Origin of the sequence: Sphingomonas sp. NPDC019816, assembly GCF_050274375.1 — a bacterium.
Lineage (GTDB): Bacteria > Pseudomonadota > Alphaproteobacteria > Sphingomonadales > Sphingomonadaceae > Sphingomonas.
This window is the reverse complement of the sequence record NZ_JBNNOB010000062.1, coordinates 1-19871: the sequence shown is the minus strand read 5'-3', so window position 1 is coordinate 19871 and position 19871 is coordinate 1. Positions and strand designations below refer to the sequence as shown.

The 19871-nt window shown below is 66.8% G+C and carries 14 protein-coding genes and 1 pseudogene; 8 read left to right on the top strand and 7 right to left on the bottom strand.

Annotated features, from left to right (window positions below):
• Together ACQKJZ_RS10610 and ACQKJZ_RS10605 are read left to right on the top strand one after the other, a co-directional pair.
• A pseudogene (locus tag ACQKJZ_RS10610) lies at positions 1-566 on the top strand (DNA-directed RNA polymerase subunit beta'); the annotation flags it as partial.
• 269 nt (positions 567-835) lie between these two features.
• Positions 836-1015 carry a hypothetical protein gene (locus ACQKJZ_RS10605; RefSeq protein ID WP_427731102.1) on the top strand — a complete coding sequence of 60 codons (180 nt, stop codon included), beginning with the start codon at positions 836-838 and terminating at the stop codon, positions 1013-1015.
• A gap of 573 nt (positions 1016-1588) precedes the next feature.
• Here ACQKJZ_RS10605 and ACQKJZ_RS10600 read toward each other — a convergent pair.
• The 3 genes from ACQKJZ_RS10600 to rplJ all read right to left on the bottom strand — a co-directional run bounded on the left by ACQKJZ_RS10600 (position 1589) and on the right by rplJ (position 3158).
• Entirely contained in the window at positions 1589-2026 is a 438-nt protein-coding gene (locus tag ACQKJZ_RS10600) for a nuclear transport factor 2 family protein (protein WP_427731101.1), read from the bottom strand.
• Between the two features lie 166 nt (positions 2027-2192).
• Positions 2193-2567: a 50S ribosomal protein L7/L12 gene (rplL, locus tag ACQKJZ_RS10595; protein ID WP_007403895.1), complete on the bottom strand. Its 375-nt coding sequence runs from the start codon at positions 2565-2567 to the stop codon at positions 2193-2195.
• 69 nt (positions 2568-2636) lie between these two features.
• Entirely contained in the window at positions 2637-3158 is a 522-nt protein-coding gene (rplJ, locus tag ACQKJZ_RS10590; protein WP_312488366.1) for a 50S ribosomal protein L10, read from the bottom strand.
• A 441-nt stretch (positions 3159-3599) separates the two neighbouring features.
• Between rplJ and ACQKJZ_RS10585 the strand changes: the two genes are divergently transcribed.
• The 3 genes from ACQKJZ_RS10585 to ACQKJZ_RS10575 all read left to right on the top strand — a co-directional run bounded on the left by ACQKJZ_RS10585 (position 3600) and on the right by ACQKJZ_RS10575 (position 8145).
• Positions 3600-6080, top strand: a complete 2481-nt coding sequence (locus ACQKJZ_RS10585; protein WP_427731100.1) for an alkaline phosphatase PhoX — start codon at positions 3600-3602, stop codon at positions 6078-6080.
• Positions 6081-6188: 108 nt separating this feature from the next.
• A complete protein-coding gene (locus tag ACQKJZ_RS10580) occupies positions 6189-7280 on the top strand; it encodes a lactonase family protein (protein WP_427731099.1) in 1092 nt (363 codons plus the stop codon).
• Positions 7281-7446: 166 nt separating this feature from the next.
• Positions 7447-8145: an HPP family protein gene (locus tag ACQKJZ_RS10575; RefSeq protein ID WP_427731098.1), complete on the top strand. Its 699-nt coding sequence runs from the start codon at positions 7447-7449 to the stop codon at positions 8143-8145.
• A gap of 172 nt (positions 8146-8317) precedes the next feature.
• Here ACQKJZ_RS10575 and ACQKJZ_RS10570 read toward each other — a convergent pair whose 3' ends face one another.
• A complete protein-coding gene (locus ACQKJZ_RS10570) occupies positions 8318-10636 on the bottom strand; it encodes a TonB-dependent receptor (RefSeq protein WP_427731097.1) in 2319 nt (772 codons plus the stop codon).
• A gap of 234 nt (positions 10637-10870) precedes the next feature.
• Between ACQKJZ_RS10570 and ACQKJZ_RS10565 the strand changes: the two genes are divergently transcribed.
• The 3 genes from ACQKJZ_RS10565 (at position 10871) to ACQKJZ_RS10555 (ending at position 14169) form a co-directional block, all read left to right on the top strand.
• A complete protein-coding gene (locus ACQKJZ_RS10565) occupies positions 10871-12322 on the top strand; it encodes a short-chain fatty acid transporter (protein ID WP_427731096.1) in 1452 nt (483 codons plus the stop codon).
• Between the two features lie 178 nt (positions 12323-12500).
• Complete coding sequence (locus tag ACQKJZ_RS10560; RefSeq protein WP_312488357.1) at positions 12501-13145, top strand: DUF47 domain-containing protein; 645 nt, start codon at positions 12501-12503, stop codon at positions 13143-13145.
• A gap of 10 nt (positions 13146-13155) precedes the next feature.
• On the top strand, positions 13156-14169 hold the full coding sequence (locus ACQKJZ_RS10555; protein ID WP_427731095.1) for an inorganic phosphate transporter: 1014 nt from the start codon (positions 13156-13158) through the stop codon (positions 14167-14169).
• Between the two features lie 416 nt (positions 14170-14585).
• Here the strand turns inward: ACQKJZ_RS10555 and ACQKJZ_RS10550 are convergent, their stop codons facing one another.
• From ACQKJZ_RS10550 to ACQKJZ_RS10540, 3 genes are all read right to left on the bottom strand, one after another.
• Complete coding sequence (locus tag ACQKJZ_RS10550; RefSeq protein ID WP_427731094.1) at positions 14586-16007, bottom strand: efflux transporter outer membrane subunit; 1422 nt, start codon at positions 16005-16007, stop codon at positions 14586-14588.
• Entirely contained in the window at positions 16004-19183 is a 3180-nt protein-coding gene (locus ACQKJZ_RS10545) for an efflux RND transporter permease subunit (protein ID WP_427731093.1), read from the bottom strand. The genes ACQKJZ_RS10550 and ACQKJZ_RS10545 overlap by 4 nt, the downstream gene beginning before the upstream one ends.
• The coding region (locus tag ACQKJZ_RS10540; RefSeq protein ID WP_427731092.1) for an efflux RND transporter periplasmic adaptor subunit at positions 19183-19871 on the bottom strand (689 nt) is incomplete at its 5' end. The genes ACQKJZ_RS10545 and ACQKJZ_RS10540, both read right to left, overlap by 1 nt.

The window sequence follows — 19871 nt, the reverse complement described above, 5'->3', positions numbered from 1 at the left end:
GGCACATCGAGACGATCGTTCGTCAGATGCTGCAAAAGGTCGAGATCACCGACGGCGGCGACACCACGCTGCTGAAGGGCGAGCAGGTCGATCGCGAGGAAATGGACGCGATCAACGAAAAGCTCGATGCGAACCAGGTTCGTGCCCAGGGCAAGCCTGTCCTGCTCGGCATCACCAAGGCGAGCTTGCAGACCCGCAGCTTCATCTCGGCGGCGTCGTTCCAGGAGACCACCCGCGTTCTCACCGAGGCGGCGGTCCAGGGCAAGCAGGACACGCTGATGGGCCTGAAGGAGAATGTCATCGTCGGCCGCCTGATCCCGGCGGGTACCGGTGCGGGCATGAACCGCCTGCGCGTGGCTGCCTCCAGCCGCGATGCGGCGCTCCGCGCGCAGCAGCGCAAGCTGGCCGAGGCGATCATCGCGCCGGTCAGCGCGGCCGAGCAGCGGGCAGCGGAAAACGCCCGTTCGCCGCGTGAAGACGTCGGCACCGGCAACGATCCGCTGGCCGAGGTCGCACCCTCGGGCCACGGCACGGACGCCGATGCCGGCGAGTATCTGAACGACTGATCCGTCTAACGGATCGGAATGAAAGGGCCGCCGCCCGAGCAATCGGGCGGCGGCTTTTTTGCAACCAGACTGGTACAATTTGTCGTTGACGCGCGAGCAGGACTGGCAGACAGGCCGGCGCGACGAAACATCCCGATTTGCGCCGAACGGAGGGTGCGCAAGACTTTGTAACGGGAACCGAACCCCCCTCCCAACCATATACAAATACTGGAGAAGATCCCCGAACCGCACGGGTTATTGGTACGGCGCGGGGACCCTGGAGACCTGAAATGACGTCGCCCGAGATTGACGAAGACTATTTCTACCAACGTGCTGAAACGGAACTGGAACTGGCGCAGAAGGCGACCCACCCCGCAGCGGTTCGAGCCCATTATATCATCGCCAACCATTATCTCGATCGCGTGTACAGCCAGCCTGAAGAAGGCGTGGTGATCGAGGCGGCGGAATAAGACGTCGGGCGGGACGGCCTGCTCTCAGGCCATCGGTCGACAGGCGCCTGCGGGCGCCTGTTTCATATCCGGGCGCGGTCGGTTTCTCCCTTCGGGCGAGCATCGGGGGACGGCATGGCTATGTCGAACGGCCCACATATGCTGGCGGTCGTGGTCTAGACGACGCCCTATTCTGGCTTTGCTTCGGAACGCGATGCCCAGCATGGCCCGAGGGGCGGGGTGTGGGTTGGAGTCACGGCGACGCCGGCAACCGAGCCGCCTTTCCTATGAAGCCAGCCTTCAACCGTCCCAAGGTCGATCGACATTCCTTCCCTGCAAGGGGAGGTGGCAGGCCTCCGGCCTGACGGAGGGGGGCCCTCATTGGTGAGATCGGGCTTTACCTCACGACCGCTGACACCCCCCAATATGCTCCCGCATGGTCCTGTCCCCTTCAGGAGAGGGGTCGGGGATGGGGCTTATCCGCAATCGTGGCATTCGTGGACAGGCCCCACCCCAAACCTTCCCCTGAAGGGGAGGGGCTTGTATCGTTCAAGAGTATGATCTCCGGTTTGCGTGACAGGCCCGGGAATTCAGTTACTGCGCCTTGGCGGGCGGCATGGGCGTGTATTGCGCGGAAACCAGCCGCCAGTCGCCCTGGGCCTTGCGGGCGACATAGCGCACGCGCACCGAGCGGGCGGTGCCGTTGGGCAGGCTGATCGTGCGTCGTGCGGTCACGATCCCGATCGGACCCTGGACATGGGCGACGATGTCGGTGCTGGCCATCGGCGGGGCAGGGCGCTTGGCCTCCGGGGCGTAATAGCCAAGCACCTTGTCGCGCGTATCCACGTCACCGACCGGCGAAATCTCTTCATAATCGGGTGCCAGCGTCCGCTCGAGCGCGGCCGGGTCGAACCGGGTGCGTGCGGTCTCGAACCGTTCGACCAGCGTGCGGAGCCCCGCTTCCGGGGCTTCGGCCATCGGTGTCATGCCCGCGCCGGCAATCGCCAGTCCTGCGATCAGAAGACTCATCATAGCACTCCCCCTTGCTGTTCACCCCCCATTCCAGGCGCGTTTGCAAATGAGCGCAAGAGGGACCGCGCGCCTGGGGCAAAAGAAAAGGGCGACCCCCGCGAAGGGGCCGCCCTTTCTGTAGCTCGCCAAGCGAACGGGTGCGGCAGGTTGCCCTGCCGTAATCCGATTACTTGAGCTCGACAGTCGCGCCGGCTTCTTCGAGCTGCTTCTTGATCTTCTCGGCCTCGTCCTTGGCAATGCCTTCCTTGACGGGCTTCGGAGCGCCTTCGACCAGCGCCTTGGCTTCGGTCAGGCCCAGGCCGGTGATCGCGCGGACTTCCTTGATGACGTTGATCTTCTTGCCACCGTCGCCGGTGAGGATCACGTCGAATTCGGTCTTCTCTTCAGCGGCCGGAGCAGCAGCGCCGCCGGCGGCCGGAGCAGCTGCAACAGCAGCGGCGGCCGAGACGCCCCACTTCTCTTCGAGCATCTTCGAGAGCTCAGCGGCCTCGAGGACGGTCAGCTCGCTCAGCTGGTCAACCAGCGCGTTCAGGTCTGCCATGTTCTTATCTCCAATACGGGCCGGATGAAGTGGCCCGAGTGTGTCAGTTCAATCGTGTACGCCCGAAGATCAGGCGGCTTCCTTGTCCTTGTCGGCATAAGCCGCGAGGACGCGGGCGATCTGCGCCGCGGGAGCCTGGGTGATGGTGGCCAGCTTCGTGGCGGGCGCCACGATGAGACCGACCAGCTTCGCCCGGAGCTCGTCCAGCGAGGGCAGAGTCGCCAGCGCCTGCACGCCTGCGACATCAAGGACGTTCGCACCCATCGATCCGCCGACGATCTCGAACTTGTCGGTCGTCTTGGCGAAGTCCACGGCCACCTTGGCGGCGGCCACGGGATCGATCGAGCTGGCGATGCCGACGGGACCCGTCAGCATGTCAGCGACACCGGCATAGTCGGTGCCCTGGGCTGCGATCTTGGCAAGCCGGTTCTTCGAGACCTTGTAGGTCGCGCCGGCTTCCCGCATCTTCGTGCGCAGGGCCGTCGACTGGGCGACGGTCATGCCGTGGTTGCGGGTGATGACCACCACGCCAACCTCGTTGAAGTTGCTGTTCAGCTCGGCGACGGCCTGGGTCTTTTGATCGCGATCCATGCCATTCTCCATGGTTGGAACGACCGCGAACGGTCATCCCGGTTGCTTGACCGGGGGGTGTGACCACCCCTCGGGGTGTCCAGCGATGGGGAATGGGCAACCGACGCGTATGGAAACGCGGGGCAGACCGGGCGGGACCAGCGAGTGGCACGACCGGCAGAATCCTTTTCCCCGTCTCGGCAGGAGATTAAGCCAGGGCATATTCCCCGGCACCTGCTGTCTTGGACGGAATCCGTGTGGGCGAACCCAACGGATGCGGGCGGGCCATTGCCATGATCCCGCAGACGAGTCAAGCGGTGCCGGCGCATGACGGCCATGTCATGGAAAAGTCATTTCGACGTCATCGACATGACGCGGAAATGAAGCCGATATGACTTGGTGGCACGGCACATGGTCGCCCGAGACCGCGCCCGTGTCCGGGGCGGTGCCGGGGGATTTTCCATGTCGGATATCAACAACCTGGTCGCCTATGACGATGGCGACATCGATACCAATCGCTCCGCCAACACGCATATGAGCGACCTGATCGCCACCCGCCTGTCGCGTCGCCAGACGCTGCGCCACGGCGTGTCGGCGATGACCACCGCGCTGTTCGGCGGCGCGCTGCTGGCCGGTTGCGACGATGAGACGCCGCAGGCGGTCACCGCCACCGCCGCCGGCAGCACCGCCAGTGTCGCCGCCGGCCGCCCCGTCACGCTGACGGGCACGGTTTCCGCCGGGCAGGTCGCCAACACCAACTGGACCCAGACGGCCGGCCCATCGGTCACGCTGACCAATGCCAACAGTCTCGTCGCGACGTTCCGCGCGCCGGCGGTGGCGACCGCGACTCAGCTGGCCTTCAACCTGGAGATCACCAGCCGCGACGGCGTGGTTACCAATAACAGCGTGACGGTCACCGTCACGCCGATCGCGCTCGACTTCACCGCGGTGCCGCACAGCCTGGCGGACGTGGTGACGGTGCCGGCGGGCTATAGCGTCAGCGTTCTGTATCGTCTGGGCGATCCGATCGCCTCGGGCGTCGCGGCCTATGCGAACAACGGCACCGACACCAACTTCGCGCAACGCGCCGGCGACCATCATGACGGCATGAGCTATTTCGGCCTTGCGGCGTCGGGCAGCAATCCCGATCCGAACAACAGCACGCGCGGCCTGCTGGTCCTCAACCATGAGAATATCAGCGAGCAATATCTCCACGTGAACGGCCAGACGCCGTCCCCGCGCCCCGAGAGCGAGGCGATCAAGGAGATCGAGTGCCACGGCGTCTCGGTGATCGAGGTCACGCGCACCAATGGCGCGTGGCGCTATGTCCAGGGCTCGGCGCTCAACCGCCGCATCACGCCGAACACGCCGATGGCGTTCAGCGGCCCGGTCAAGGGCGCGGCCTGGCTGAAGACCGCCTATTCGACCGATGGCGGCATGGGGCGTGGCACGATCAACAACTGCGCCAACGGCACGATGGCGTGGCACACCTATCTGACCAACGAGGAAAACTGGTCGGGCTATTTCCGCCGCAGCACGGGCGATGCGGCGGTGCGCACCGCGACCACGCCGAAGCAGAACGTCTCGCTGGCCCGCTATGGCATCAGCGAAGGCCGCTCGGGCAATTATGGCTGGACCACGGTCACGCCGTCGGACCCATCGAGCACCATCTATCGCCGCTGGAACGCGACCGCCAATGCCGCGCTGGCGGCCGACGGCACGGCCGACTTCCGCAACGAGCCGTTCCAGTTCGGCTGGGTGGTCGAGATCGATCCGTTCAACCCCGCCTCGACCCCGCGCAAGCGCACGGCGCTGGGCCGCATGAACCATGAAGGCTGCGAGAGCGGCCGGATGATCGCCGGCGTCCGCCCGGCCTTCTACATGGGCGACGACGCGCAGAACGAATATATATACAAATTCGTGTCGGCGACGCCGTGGAACGCCTCGGACGCCAACGCCGCCGATCGTCTGGCGGTGGGCGACAAATATCTCGACAATGGCACGCTCTATGTCGCTAGGTTCAATGCGGACGGCACCGGCCAGTGGCTGCCGCTGGTGTTCGGCCAGAACGGGCTGAACGCGTCGAACAGCATCTATCCCTTCGCTGACCAGGCCGATGTCCTCATCAACACGCGTCTGGCGGGTGATGCGCTGGGCGCGACCAAGATGGACCGGCCCGAATGGACCGCGGTCAATCCGGCGACCGGCGAGATGTATTGCACGCTGACCAACAACAGCTCGCGCAAGCCGGTCGCCTCGGGCAGCCAGACCGCCGTCGATGCGGCCAATCCGCGCGCCTATGTCGATCCGCCCTCAACCTCGGTCGGCAACCGCAACGGCCACATCATCCGCCTGCGCGAGACCGGCGACACGACCGAGGCGACCAGCTTCACCTGGGACGTCTATGCCTTCGGTGCGGGCGCGGACCTGGACCCGACCAACATCAACCTGTCGGGTCTGGACGCGACCAACGACTTCTCGTCGCCCGACGGCCTGTGGTTCAGCCTGCCGAGCAATGTCGCGGGGCAGGCGACGCCGGTGATGTGGATTCAGACCGATGACGGCGCGTTCACCGACGTCACCAACTGCATGATGCTGGCCGCGATCCCCGGCCGGGTCGGCGATGGCGGCACGCGTTCGGTGACCAGCAGCGCGGGCGGGGCCACGGCGACGGTCACCACCCGCATCGGCAAGGCGCCCGGCGTCACGCTGAAGCGCTTCCTGGTGGGGCCGAAGCAGTGCGAGATCACCGGCATCCACTCGACGCCGGACGGCACCTCGGTGTTCGTCAACATCCAGCATCCGGGCGAAGGCGCCAGCACCCCGGCGGCGCCGACCAGCAACTGGCCCGACAGCCAGTCGGGCAGCGCGGCGGCGACCGTGCGGCCGCGTTCGGCCACCATCGTCATCACCAAGAATGACGGCGGGGTGGTCGCGATCTGATCGATCGACCGCGTCGGTAAAAGGGCCCGGTAAAAGGGCTGGGGGCCGGGAAGGTGATTGCCTTCCCGGCCCCTTTGTCGTTGAAAGGGCCGGATGAAAGGGGACGGCATGACGACGACACGGCGTGAGGTAATGGTCGGCGCGGCCGTCATCGGGCTGGGAGCCGTGACCGACCCGGTGCGGGGGCGGGCACAAAGCGGGGACCGGTTGATCGCCGGTACCTATGCCAATGAAGGCGGCAAGGGACTGTACCCGATCGTCGATGGCCGGGTGGGCGTGCCGGTGGCGGGTATCGTCAATGCTTCTTACGGCGTCGGCGATGGGCCGGGCGGCGCCTTCTATCTGCTGCGCGAGCAGGCCGAGGGGTATGTCGGTGCCTATGGTCCCGGCTGGAAGCGGCGTGGCGGTGCGGCGACCGGGGGCAAGGACCCGTGCCATGTCGCGCTCGACCGATCCTCGGCCTGTCTGGCGGTCGCCAATTATTCCAGCGGGTCGGTCGCTTTCTACCAGCTCGACCGCCGGACCGGCGCACCGGGCGCGGCGCGTGTCTTCCAACATCGGGGCCACGGCCCCAATGCCGAGCGTCAGGCCGGGCCGCATGCGCATTGGGTGGGGTTCAGCCCCGACCGTCGCTGGCTGCATGCCGTTGACCTGGGGGCGGACGCGATCTTCGCCTATCGCTTCGATCCCGTCGCGCGCACGCTGGCCGAGCCGGCGGTGGCATGGCAGGCCCCCGCCGGGGTCGGGCCGCGCCATATGGTCCGCCACCCGACGCTGGCGCGCGCCTATGTCGCGTGCGAACTGGAACCACGCCTGTTCGTGCTCGACGCGCTGCCCGATGGCCGTTTCCGTGACGTGGGTGAGCGGCCGCTGCTGCCCGAGGGCGCGACGGGACCGTCCTATGCCGCGCATATCGCGATCGATCGCGCGGGGCGGACGCTCTATGTCTCCAATCGCGGCGCCAACAGCATCACCGTCTTCGCGCTGGATGCGAAGGGCCAGCCCAAGGCGGTACAGCATGTGCCGACCGGCGGGGACTGGCCACGCTTCTTCCTGCTGCGCGAGGGGCGGGGCGAGATGCTGGTCGCGAACGAGCGGTCGGGCACGGTCAACGCCTTTCATATAGGCCGCGACGGCCGGCTGACCGCGACCGGGCAGAGCGTGGCGATCCCCGGCGTGGTGTTCCTGGCCGAGGCTTGAAGCAGGCTCGGATCTCGCCATTATCCGCTTCCTTCCCGTAAACGGGAGGGGGTGGGGGCGGGGCGGAGCCTCACCGCGACCATCGCTTGCGGCGCAGCCCCCACCCCAAACCCCTCCCCCCTGCCGGGTGGAGGGGCTTGTCCAATTCCCAACCTCGAAGGCGGTCATGCGCTTCTTCCAACCCCTGCTCGCCGGAGCCACGCTGTCGGGGCGCCTGATCGCCTGTATCGGCGCGGTGATCGGCATTGCCCTGACCATCATCGTGTGCGCCGGCCTGCCGCCGCTCGGCCCCGACCTGCCGATCATCGTCGCGCCGTTGGGGGCCTCGGCGGTGCTGGTCTTCGCGGTGCCCGCCAGTCCGCTCGCCCAGCCCTGGTCGGTGGTCGGCGGCAATGTCCTGTCGACGCTGGTCGGGGCGGCGGTGTTTCAGGCGATCCCGTCACTGCCGCTGGCGGCGGGCTGTGCGGTCGGGGGTGCGATCCTGGTCATGTCGCTATGCCGGTGCCTGCATCCGCCGGGCGGCGCGGCGGCCCTGACCGCCGTGATCGGCAGCCAGGGTATCCATGCGGCGGGCTTCGCTTTCGCCTTCGCGCCGGTCGCGATCAACTCGATCGCGCTGGTGGCGCTGGGCATGTTTTTCCACCGCGCGACGGGGCGCAGCTATCCGCACGAGCCGGCGGTGGCGCCGCCCAGCGCGGACGCAGCGCGCATCCGGCCGGAGGATGTCGACGCCGCGCTGGCGGACATGCACGAGAGCTTCGACATCGCGCGCGAGGACCTCGACACGCTGCTCGCCCATGCCGAGCGCCATGCGCGGGCGAGGGTGGCGCCGGTACCGGCGAAGCGCTTCCTGAGGGGCGGTTAAGGACCCATCCTTCGTTCACGCTGAGCGAAGTCGAAGCGCACGGGCCAACCGGGCGGCTTGGCGGGGGGCAGCCCTTGGCCTTCGACTTCGCTCAGGCTGAACGGGGTTGGGCAATAAAAAAGCTCGCCCCTCACGAAGAGGGACGGGCCTTCCCGTCACACGGTAAACCCGATCAGCGATACTTGCCGCTGAACGAGATGCCGATGATGCGCGGCTCGTTGAACACGGCCGCCATATAGTTCTCGATCACGCCCTTCAGGTTCTTCTCGTTCGTGATGTTGCGCGCGAAGACCGACAGGCTCCAGTCGTCATGCGGCGCGGTATAGCCGATGCTCAGGCCGCCCTCGAAATTGCCGTTCGCGGTGAACTCCTTGGTCCGGTACAGCACGAAGTTCGTGTAACCCTGCAGGTTCCAGTCGGTCGAGATGAACGCCTTGCCACCGTTCGACAGCGGCATGTCGTACTTGGCCGCCAGGTTGACGTTGTATTCCGGCGCGTTGGGCAGCGGGTTGCCGTCGATCGGCACGAAGAACGCGTTCGCCCCGAAGATGCGGCGCGTCGTCACCGGACCGTTCAGCACGGTGCAGACCATCACGCCGTTCAGGCCGCAGGTCTGGACGCTGACATTGCGGTCGCGGATTTCCGAGTGCAGCAGGCTGACGCCCGCCGACAGCGCCAGGTTGCGCACCGGCAACCACTGCGCATCGGCCTCCAGGCCGTACGCCACCGCCTTGTTCGCGTTGAGCAGCACGCCGTTGCCGTCCGAGTCGTTGCCGTTCAGCTGGATGTTCTTCACGCGGTACGCGAAGGCCGCCGCGTTCAGGCGCAGCGTGTTGTCGAACAGCTTCGACTTGAAGCCGGTCTCGAACGACAGGTTCGTTTCCGAACCGGCGGTCGAGAAGTCCGAGTTGAACACCGCCGAGCGGCCCTGGATCGTCGGGCCACGGAAGCCTTCGGCCGCGCGGACATAGACGTTCAGCTCGGGCGAGACCTCATACAGCGCCGACAGGTCCCAGCTGGGCTTGGTGTCCGACAGGCGCACGTCGCGGCGACCGCGATAGGTCGACACGCCCAACGCGCTGTCGGCGGTGCGCAGCAACTGGGTACGCTTGGTATCCTCGCTGACGCGGCCACCGGCGGTCAGCAGCAGGCGGTCGGTCGCCTGATAGCTGACCTGACCGAACACGCCCCAGGAGGTGTTGACGTCGTGCAGGCGGACCCAGTTGTTGGGGTTCGCGCCGATCAGGAACGCGCGCTGGTAGAAGTCGGTGATGTCGCGGCTGTCGAAATAGATGCCGCCCAGCTGCCACTTGAACGGACCGCCCGAAGTTGAGGCCAGGCGGACTTCCTGCGTCCACTGGTCAAGATCGCGAACCTGACCCTGGCTCAGGCCATAGCCGTTGGGCTGGCCGTTCACCGGGAAGTTGGTCGCCGCGCCGCCATCGGTGTCGCCCTTGCTGAAGCCCGAGGTGGTCTCATAGGCGGTGATCGAGGTCAGCTCGGCCGCGCCCAGATTCCAGGCGGCGCGGAGCGAGGCGCCCTGCGTCTCATAGGACTGCGGATTGCCGCGCCCTTCGTCATAGGCCACCTGATCGCGCGGCTCGGCCGACACGTCGCGCGAACCCTTCTTCAGCGCACCACGATGGAACAGCGTCGAGGTGCCGTCATACCAGCGGGCATGGCCGGCCAGGTTGAACGACAGCGTCTCGGTGGGCGTGAACAGCAGCTGGAGGCGCACGTCGCGCTCGGTGAAGCCGCCCATCGCGTCCTTCTTGGGCGTCAGCGTACGATCGGCGCTGGGGCCCGAATAGACATTGTCGACCCAGTTGTCGCGGTGCTGCACCAGCGCCGACAGGCGGAAGGCCAGCACGTCGCGGATCAGCGGACCGCCGACGCCGGCGTCCATGCTGATCGTGTTGTAGCTGCCGATCGAGGCGGTGGCGCGGCTCTTGAACTCCTGGCTCGGCTTGATCGTGTCGAACTTGATGATGCCGGCGGTCGTGTTGCGCCCGAACAGCGAGCCCTGCGGCCCGCGCAGCACTTCGACCTGATCGACGTCGAACACCGGGTTCGACTTCAGCACGACATGTTCGAGGACGACGTCGTCCTGGATGATCGACACCGGCTGCGACGCGCCGAGATAGAAGTCGATATTGCCCAGGCCACGGATGTAGAAGCGCGGGAAGATGCGGCCCGTGGTGGTTTCGGCATAGAGGCCGGGCACGCGGCCCGACAGCGCCAGAATGTCCTCGCCGCCCTGCTGGAAGGCGCGCAGGTCCTGGCCGCCGACAACGCCGACCGACACCGGCACGCGATTCAGGCTTTCCGAACGACGCTCGGCGGTGACGACGATGTCGTTCAGCCCACCTTGCTCGTCACTGGCGCCGGTCGTCGTGCCGCCCTGGTCGGCGGTCTGCGCGATCGCCGGCACGGCCGCCAGCGTTCCCCACGCCGCGCCCAGCAGCGCCACGGTCTTGATAACGGACTTCATGATGTTCCCCACGCTCGGCGGATCGGTCGATGCCGTCCGCCTGATTGCAATTTCTCCCGGTGAGGCGGGCGGTTAGAACCGCATTATGGCGCTCGCGTGACAGAAGTGGTGCGCTAACACCACAGTTGGTCAGGAATATGGGGTCCACCCCATGGTGCCGTCATGCAACGCAATGTCGCGTGCCGCATTGATGCCCGAAAGGCTGTTTCGACGGCGCAACGACGGGGGATGGGCATGGCGGAGGGCAAGGACGCGGCGGCAGCGGCAGCGGGGCGCGAGGGGGCATTGGCCCGGCTGGCATTGCGGTTCACGAGCTGGGCCGAGCGCTGGTTTCCCGACGCCTTCGTCTTCGTCGCCATCGCGGTCGTCGTGGTGGCCGCCGCCGCGATGATCAACGGCGCTTCGGCCCCGGCGGTCGCCAGGAGCTTCGGCGACGGCTTCTGGACGCTGATCCCCTTCACCATGCAAATGGCCTTCGTCACGATCGGCGGCTATGTCGTGGCGACCTCGCGCCCCGTCCAGCGGCTGATCGACTGGTTGGCCAAGCGGCCGCGCAGCGCGCGCGGCGCGATCGGCCTCATCGCCTTGGCGACCATGATTTCCTCGCTGCTGAGCTGGGGCTTGAGCCTGATCTTCGGCGGGCTCTTGGCGCGGGCGTGCGCGCGGCGGACCGACTTGCGGATGGATTACCGCGCGGCGGGCGCGGCGGCCTATCTGGGGCTGGGTGCGACCTGGGCGATGGGGCTGTCCTCCTCGTCGGCGCAGCTTCAGGCCAATCCCGCCAGCCTGCCGCCCGCGCTGCTACCCATCACCGGCGTCATCCCGTTCAGCCAGACGATCTTCCTGTGGCAGTCGATGCTGATCGCCGGCATACTGATCATCCTGTCGACGATCATCGCGGTCGCCTCTGCCCCCGGTCGCGATACGGCGGTCACCGCGCAGGACATGGGCATCGATCCGGCGCGCGAGGCCGACGACCTGCCCCCGCGCACGCAGCCGGGCGAGTGGCTGGAACATGCGCCGCTGCTCACGATCCTCATCGGGCTGCTGGCGCTGGGCTGGCTGGTGCAGGAGTTCGCACGTCAGGACTGGATGATCGCCATCTCCAACCTCAATACCTATAATTTCCTGTTCCTGATGGCGGGACTGGTGCTGCACTGGCGGCCCAAGCGCTTCCTGATCGCGCTGGGACGCTCGGTGCCGGCGACGGCGGGCATCCTGATCCAATATCCCTTCTACGCCGCGATCGCCGCGATGCTGACCGGCGCGACCAACGCCGCCGGGGTGGGCGTCGCCGACCGGATCGCACACGCCTTCGTCGCGCTGAACACGCAGAGCAGCTTTCCGCTGACCATGGGCGCCTATTCGGCGATCTTGGGGTTTTTCATCCCCTCGGGCGGCGGCAAATGGCTGCTCGAGGCGCCCTATGTGATGCAGGCGGCCAACGAACTCCAGGTCCATCTCGGCTGGGCGGTGCAGATCTACAACGCGTCCGAGGCGCTGCCCAACCTGATCAACCCCTTCTGGATGCTGCCCTTGCTGGGCATATTGGGGCTGAAGGCGCGCGACATCGTGGGGTTCAGTTTCCTGCAGCTGATCGTCCACCTGCCGGTGGTGCTGTTCCTGCTCTGGGCGCTGTCCTTCACGCTGCCCTATCAGCCGCCGATGATGCCCGGAACCGGATGACTGTCACATTGTTGTAACCCAGTTTTGCTTGACGTGCTGCCTGTGGCTGGTCAGGGGGGCGGCGTTCGTACCATCTTCCGTTCATGACCCTGTTACGGTCCGGCGTTTCGCCGTGGCCCGATAGGCCATGGGCCAAAGACGTGTATGATATCGGATCACTATCGGGGTTTACCGACTGATGTTCGCCTGGTTTCAACGCCTTCTGCCGAAGACGGGCAATTTCTTCGAACTGTTCGAGGCGCAGGCCGCGACGATCCTGGCGGGGGCCGAGGCCACCGTCCGGCTGTTCGACACGCAAGGGGACACCGCCGACGAGATCGCCGTCGTCGCCGCGCGCGAGCATGACGCGGACGAGATCACGCGCAAGGTGCTGACCTCGGTCCGCTCGACCTTCCTGACGCCGTTCGACCGCGCCTCGATCACCTCGCTGATCGGCTCGCTCGACGACACGATCGACGAGATGCACGCCGCCGCCACCGCGATCGGCCTGTACCGGCTGACCCGCTTCGCCCCCGAAATGCGCGAGATGGCGACCGTCGCGGTCGAGGCGGCCCGGCTGACCGTCGAGGCGATGCCGCTGATGCGCGATGTGGCGCGCAACGGCGACCGGCTGCACGCGCTGACCGAGGAACTGGTCCGGCTGGAGGGTCGCGCCGACGACATCCACGCGGCGGGCCTGAAGCGCACGCTGGAGGAATGCGGCGAGCGCGACACGCTGCGCTTCGTGATCGAGAAGGAAGTCTACAAGCATCTGGAGCGCATCCTCGACGCGTTCGAGGATGTCGCCGACGAGATCGACGGCATCGTCATCGATCACGCCTGAGGCGGCGGCAATGCACGAACTCGCCTTTCCGCTGCTGGCCGGCCTGATCCTGGTCGCGCTGGCGTTCGATTATCTCAACGGCCTGCACGACGCGGCCAATTCGATCGCGACCGTGGTGGCGACGCGGCTGTTGTCGCCGGTCGCGGCGGTGGTGTTCGCCGCCTTCTTCAACTTCGCGGCCTATTTCCTGACCGTCGCCTTCCCCAGCCTGCATGCGGTGGCGGAGACGATCGGCAAGGGCCTGATCGACAAAAGCATCGTCACGCCCGCCGTCATCTTCGGTGCACTGGGCGGGGCGATGGCGTGGAACGTCATCACCTGGCTGCGCGGTATCCCCTCGTCGAGCAGCCATGCGCTGGTCGGCGGGCTGGTCGGCGCGGGCGTCGCCCATGCCGGCATGGATGCGGTGAAGTGGGCGGGCCTGAACAAGACGCTGCTCGCCATCGTGCTGTCGCCGATGCTGGGCATGATGCTGGCCATGCTGGTCATGCTGCTGAGCAGTTGGGCGGTCCGCCGCTCGACCGCGGGGCAGGCGGAGCGCAGCTTCCGCGCGATGCACCTCGTCTCCTCGGCGGCCTATTCGCTCAGCCACGGGCTGAACGATGCGCAGAAGACGATGGGGATCATCACCGTGCTCCTCTATTCGACCGGCCGCCTGACCGGACCGTTCGAGGTGCCGCACTGGGTCGCCATCTCCTGCTATGTCGCGATCGCGCTGGGCACGATGACCGGCGGCTGGCGGATCATCGAGACGATGGGTACCCGCATCACCAAGCTGTCGCAGCATCAGGGTTTCAGCGCGTCGACCGCCGGATCGATCGTGATCTTCCTGGCCTCGGCCATGGGTATCCCGGTGTCGACGACGCACACCATCACCGGTTCGATCATCGGCGCGGGCGTGGCCAGGCGCGCCTCGGCGGTGCGCTGGGGCGTGGCGGGCAATGTGGTGATCGCCTGGATCATCACCATCCCCGCCTCCGCCGTGATGGGGGCGGGGTTCTACCTGCTGACCCGGTTGTTCTGATGAGGGGGGAGGGCGAAGGTCCTCCCCTTTTTCTTTTGGGCATACCACCCTCCGTTCAGCCTGAGCGCAGTCGAAGGCCAAGGGATTCGGGTTCGCGCAGAGGCGCGGAGGACGCAGAGGAGTAATACCTCTCCTCTACATTATTCTCTTCCCCGGCGAAGGCCGGGGCCAAGATGCGGTTGATATGAAAGCGCGTTGCGCCGGCGCGTGGGAGACAAGAGGGGGCCGCTCTCGACAGCTTACCGCGACTGGACCCCGGCCTCCGCCGGGGTGGTGGAAAAGAGTGAGAGCAAGCCCTTCCTCTCTGCGTCCTCCGCGCCTTTGCGCGAACCCGCATGGCGTGGCCTTCGACTCCGCTCAGGCGGAACGGAATTGGGGATTTGGGAGGGGCGTCATATAGGCCCATCCCCACACCCTCACGACCCCGTGACCGGCCCCCCGGCGGCCTGGAACAGCGCGACCGTGTCGGTCATCCGCGCCGCCTTGGCCTGGATCAGCTGCGCGCGCGCCTGCGCGTCCGTGGCGGTGGCGTTCAGCAGTTGCAGCGTCCCCACATCGCCCAGCGCCAACTGACGCCGCGCGAACGTCAGCGCCTGGCCCGCCGCGTTGCTCGCCCGCTGTGCCGCGTCGAGCGCCTGGGCGTCGGTCGACAGGCCGGTTAGCGAGTCCGCGACATTGCCGAACGCCTGAAGCACCGCCTGGCGATATTGCGCCTTGGCACCGTCCAGCGCGGCCTCCGCCGCCTTTTGCTGGTGACGCAGCGCATTGGCGTGGAGCAGCGGCTGGGTGATGCCGCCGAGCAGCGCCCAGAAGGGGTTGCCGCTTTTGAACATGTCGCCGAAATTCTGTGCCGAGCCGCCGGCATTGGCCGACAGCTGGATGCTGGGCAGGCGCGCGGCGATGGCGGCGCCGACATCGGCCCCGGCCCCCTGCAACTGCGCTTCGGCCGCCAACACGTCGGGTCGGCGATGGACCAGCTCGGACGGTACGATCGCGGGTAGTTCGGTCGGCAGGGTCAGCTGCGACAGCTCGGGCAGCGGCGGTAATGCCGATCCCGCCGGACGGCCGATCAGCGTCGCGATGACGGTACGCTGCGCCGCTTCGGCCCGGACCAGCGGTGGCATCGCGCCTTCGGCATTGGCGAGCGCGGCCTGCTGCTGCGCGACGTCGGACGCACCGACCGCGCCCAGTCGCTGCCGCTGTTGCAACGCGCCCAATATGTCGCGGTTGACCGTCACGGCGGTCTGCGCGGCGGCGACCTGTTCGGCCAGACTCGCCCGCTCGATCAGCGCGGTGACGAGGTTCGCCGCCACCGTCATCCGTGCCGCGTCGAGTTGATGCCGCTCGACCTCGGCGCGCGCGACGGCAGAGCGGACCTGCGCCCGGTTGCCGCCGAACGCATCGACGTCATAGGAGACGCTGACCTGCGCGGTGTGCAGCGTATAGAGCTGCTGGTTCTGGTCGGCGACCGCCGGGGACAGCGCGTTGGACACGCGGGTCCGCTGCACATTGTAGTTCAGCCCGCCCTGCGGAAACAGCAGCGAGCCGCGCGTCGCGCGCGCCTGTTCCCGTGCCTGCCGCAGCGAGGCTTCGGCGACTCCGACGTCGTTGTTGTGGGCCAGCGCCTCGGCGACCAGCGCGTCGAGCTGGGCGTTGCCGAAGGCGTGCCACCATTCGGGCGCGATGGTGGCCGAGACGGTCTGCGCCGGGCCGCTGGCTGGCGCGATCACCGGGGCGGGGGCCATGGGCGGCAGGCTGGCATGCGCGTCCAGATCATGCGGGCCGACCGCACAGGCGGAGACGCATGCCAGCAAGGGCAGGGTCAGGAAACGCTTCATGCCATGGCTCCCGTATCGGGCTGGTCGTCGTGGAAATGGTCGGTCTTCTTCGGGCGCTGCGACAGTGGCAGGCGGGTCGAGAAGCGGCTGATCAGCACCGGCAGGACCAAGAGGATCAGCACGGGCGCGAGCGTCATGCCGCCGACCACGACCAGCGCGAGCGGCTTCTGCACCTGGCTGCCGATGCCGTGCGACAGGGCGGCGGGCAACAGGCCGATCGCGGCGACCAGACAGGTCATGACGACCGGGCGCAGGCTGTTTTTGACGGTGGTGGCCAGCGCGTTCTCACGCGGGGCGCCTTCGTCGATCGCGTTGTTGAAGGTGGTGACGACCAGGATGCCGTCCATCACCGCGATGCCGAACAAGGCCACGAAGCCGATCGCCGCCGAGATGCTGAACGCCGTGCCGGTCAGCGCCAGCGCCAGCACGCCGCCCACGATCGCCATCGGGATTGCCGAAAAGGCGAGCAGGCTGTCGCGCATCGCGCCGAAGTTCGCATAGAGCAGCAGCAGGATGAGCACGAGGCTGATCGGCACCACGATCTCCAGCCGCGAGATGGCGTTCTTCAGGTTATCCAGCTCGCCCGCCCATTCCAGATGATAGCCCGGCGGCAGCTGGACATTCTGGTTGATCCGGCTGCGCGCCTCCTCGACCGCGCTGCCCAGGTCGCGGCCACGCACCGAGAATTTGATGGGCACGTAACGCTCCTGATGCTCGCGATAGATGAACGAGGCACCGCTGGTCAGCTTGACGTTGGCCACCTCGGACAGCGGCACCTGGATGGTCCCGTTGCCGTCCGGGCTGGGCGCGCCGATCGTGATGTTGCGCACCGATTCCAGCGAGTCGCGCTGCTTGGGCTGGAGCCGCACGATGATCGGGAAGTGGCGGTCGGTACCCGGCTCGTACAGGTCGGCCGAAGACTGGCCACCGATGGCGGCCGCCACCGTCTGGTTGATGTCGTCGGGCGTCAGGCCATAGCGGGCCGCTTTGGCACGATCGACGTCGATGCGCACGGTCGGCTGGCCCAGGATCTCGAATACGCCGAGATCCTCGATGCCCTTCACCTTGGCCATCTGCGCCTTGATCTGGTTGGCCAGCTTTTCCAGCGTGACCAGATCGGGGCCGAACAGCTTGATCGAGTTCGCGCCCTTCACGCCAGAGGCGGCTTCCTCGACATTATCCTCGATGATTTGCGAGAAGGAGAAGTCGACGCCGGGATATTTCTTGGCGAGGCGGGTCGACAATTCGTCGATCAGCTTCTCCTTGGTCATGCCGCTGGGCCAGGTGTCGAAGGGCTTCAGCGGAACGAAGAATTCGACGTTGAAGAAGCCGGTGGCGTCGGTGCCGTCGTCCGGGCGGCCATGGGCGGAGAGGACCGCCGTGGTCTCGGGATAGGTGGCGATGATCTTGCGCACCTCATTGGTCACCTTCTCGCCCGCCTCGAGGCTGATCGAGGAGGGGAGGGTGGCGCGGATGTACATATTGCCTTCTTCGAGGTGCGGCAGGAACTCGATGCCCAGCGAGCGCACGCCGACGACCGCCAGCACCATCATCAGCGCCGCGCCGCCCAGCGTCACGATCTTGTTGCGCAGCGCGAAGGACGCGGCGGGTTCGTAGATGCGGCGCAGGCGGCCGACGATGAAGGTCTCGGTCTCGGCCAGCTTGTCCGGCAGGAGGAGCGTCGAGAGCACCGGCGCGACGGTGAAGGTCGCCAGCAGGCCGCCGGTGATCGCATAGGCATAGGTCTTGGCCATCGGGCCGAAGATGTGACCCTCGACGCCGGTCAGGGTGAACAGCGGCAGGAAGCTGGCGATGATGATCGCGGCGGCGAAGAAGATGCCGCGGCTGACCTCCGACGAGGCGCCCAGCACCGCGCCGAAGCGGCTGGCCATGGTGTAGCGGCCCTGGCCGTTATCCACGGCGGCGGAGCGTTCGACCATGTGGCGGAAGATATTCTCCACCATGATGACGCAGGCATCGACGACGAGGCCGAAGTCCAGCGCGCCGACCGACAGCAGGTTCGCACTCTCGCCCTGCAACACCAGGATCAGGATCGCGAAGGCCAAGGCGAAGGGGATGGTCGCCGCCACGATGATCGCCGAGCGCAGATTGCCGAGGAACAGCCATTGCAGCGCGAAGATCAGCAGGATGCCCACCACCATGTTTTCCATGACGGTGTGGATGGTCAGGTTGATGAGGTCGGAACGGTCGTAGATGCGCTCCAGATGGACGCCGGGGGGTAGGACGCCGCTGTCGTTGATGTTGGCGACCTCGGCCTGGACGGCCTTGATCGTCGGCATCGACTGGGCGCCGCGCTGCATCAGGACGATGCCCTGCACGATGTCGTCGTCATTGTTGTACCCGGCGATGCCCATGCGCGGGGCGTTGCCGATCTTGACGGTCGCCACGTCCTTGATGAGCACGGGGGTGCCGCCCGCTTCGCCGACCAGCACGTTCTGGATCGCGTCGGGCGACTGGATCAGACCGACGCCGCGCACGATCGCGGCCTGTTCGCCGAAGTTGATCGTCTGGCCGCCGACATTGCCGTCGCTCTTGGACAAGGCCGCCAGCACCTGCGCGACCGTCACGCCGTGGGCGGTCAGCCGGTTCTGGTCGATGACCACGTCATAGGCGCGCAGCTTGCCGCCCCAGCCGGTCACATCGATCACGCCCGGAATTCGCTTGAACCGGCGCTGGAGCACCCAGTCCTGCAACGTCTTCAGGTCCATCACCGAATAGCCCTTGGGCGCGGCGATGCGGTAGCGATAGATCTCACCCACCGGCGAGGTCGGCGACAGCGTCGGCTGCGCACCACCGGCCAGCGGCGGCAGCTGCGACAGGCGGTTGATGACCTGCTGACGCGCCTGTTCGTTGGTATAGTCGTAGGTGAACTGGATCTTGATGTCCGACAGGCCGAACAGGCTGATCGCGCGGATCGCGGTCAGATGCGGGATGCCCGCCATCTGGACCTCGATCGGGATGGTGACGTTGCGCTCCATCTCCTCGGCCGACAGGCCCTGGGTCTGGGTGATGACCTCGACCATCGGCGGAACCGGGTCGGGATAGGCTTCGATGTTGAGGTTGATGAAGCCGATGACGCCAGCGACAATCATCGAAAAGAACAGGCCGACGATCAGCAGTCGCTGACGCAGCGCAAAGTCGACGATGCGGTTCATTATTCGCCGATCCCCGCTTCGTTGACGAACAGCGCGCCCGAGGTGACGATCCGCTCGCCCGGCTTCAAGCCGGAGGTGATGGTGACCAGGCCATTGGCGGAGTCGCCGGTGGTCACGTCGCGCGCAACCAGCAGACCGTCGGGCCGCATGATCCAGACGCGGGCATTGTCGCCTTCATGGATGACGGCGGCGGCGGGCACGCGGATCGCCTCGCCCGCATTCCGATGCCGGATCGCGAAGCTGGCGAACATTTGCGGCTTCAACACCTTGTCGGGATTGGGAATCGACGCGCGCACCGGCAGGCGATGGGTTTCGGGATCGAGTGCGGCGCCGACCAGATCGATGGTGGCGTGGAAGACGCGGCCGGGCACGGCGGGCGTCGTCACCTCGACCGGGTCGCCGACGCGGACATTCCCGGCATCGCTCTCGGCCACCTGCGCGACCAGCCAGACGCGCGACGGGTCGGTGATGGTCATCACCGGCTTGTCGCCGCCCTGCGAGACATATTGCCCCGGCGCGACATCGCGCGAGGCGACGACGCCGCTGATCGGCGCGACCAGCGTGGTGATGTCGTGAATGCCCGAGCCCTGACCGGAACTTTCCAGCCGGTTGATCTCACCCTGCGACTTGCCGAGCACGGCCAGCTTGTCGCGCGCGGCGCCCAGCGAGGCGGCGGCGGTGCGCGCGG

Coding starts and splice junctions, on each gene's coding strand:
- ACQKJZ_RS10605 (WP_427731102.1), top strand. CDS start 836: ATGACGTCGCCCGAGATTGACGAAGACTATTTCTACCAACGTGCTGAA.
- ACQKJZ_RS10600 (WP_427731101.1), bottom strand. CDS start 2,026: ATGATGAGTCTTCTGATCGCAGGACTGGCGATTGCCGGCGCGGGCATG.
- rplL (WP_007403895.1), bottom strand. CDS start 2,567: ATGGCAGACCTGAACGCGCTGGTTGACCAGCTGAGCGAGCTGACCGTC.
- rplJ (WP_312488366.1), bottom strand. CDS start 3,158: ATGGATCGCGATCAAAAGACCCAGGCCGTCGCCGAGCTGAACAGCAAC.
- ACQKJZ_RS10585 (WP_427731100.1), top strand. CDS start 3,600: ATGTCGGATATCAACAACCTGGTCGCCTATGACGATGGCGACATCGAT.
- ACQKJZ_RS10580 (WP_427731099.1), top strand. CDS start 6,189: ATGACGACGACACGGCGTGAGGTAATGGTCGGCGCGGCCGTCATCGGG.
- ACQKJZ_RS10575 (WP_427731098.1), top strand. CDS start 7,447: ATGCGCTTCTTCCAACCCCTGCTCGCCGGAGCCACGCTGTCGGGGCGC.
- ACQKJZ_RS10570 (WP_427731097.1), bottom strand. CDS start 10,636: ATGAAGTCCGTTATCAAGACCGTGGCGCTGCTGGGCGCGGCGTGGGGA.
- ACQKJZ_RS10565 (WP_427731096.1), top strand. CDS start 10,871: ATGGCGGAGGGCAAGGACGCGGCGGCAGCGGCAGCGGGGCGCGAGGGG.
- ACQKJZ_RS10560 (WP_312488357.1), top strand. CDS start 12,501: ATGTTCGCCTGGTTTCAACGCCTTCTGCCGAAGACGGGCAATTTCTTC.
- ACQKJZ_RS10555 (WP_427731095.1), top strand. CDS start 13,156: ATGCACGAACTCGCCTTTCCGCTGCTGGCCGGCCTGATCCTGGTCGCG.
- ACQKJZ_RS10550 (WP_427731094.1), bottom strand. CDS start 16,007: ATGAAGCGTTTCCTGACCCTGCCCTTGCTGGCATGCGTCTCCGCCTGT.
- ACQKJZ_RS10545 (WP_427731093.1), bottom strand. CDS start 19,183: ATGAACCGCATCGTCGACTTTGCGCTGCGTCAGCGACTGCTGATCGTC.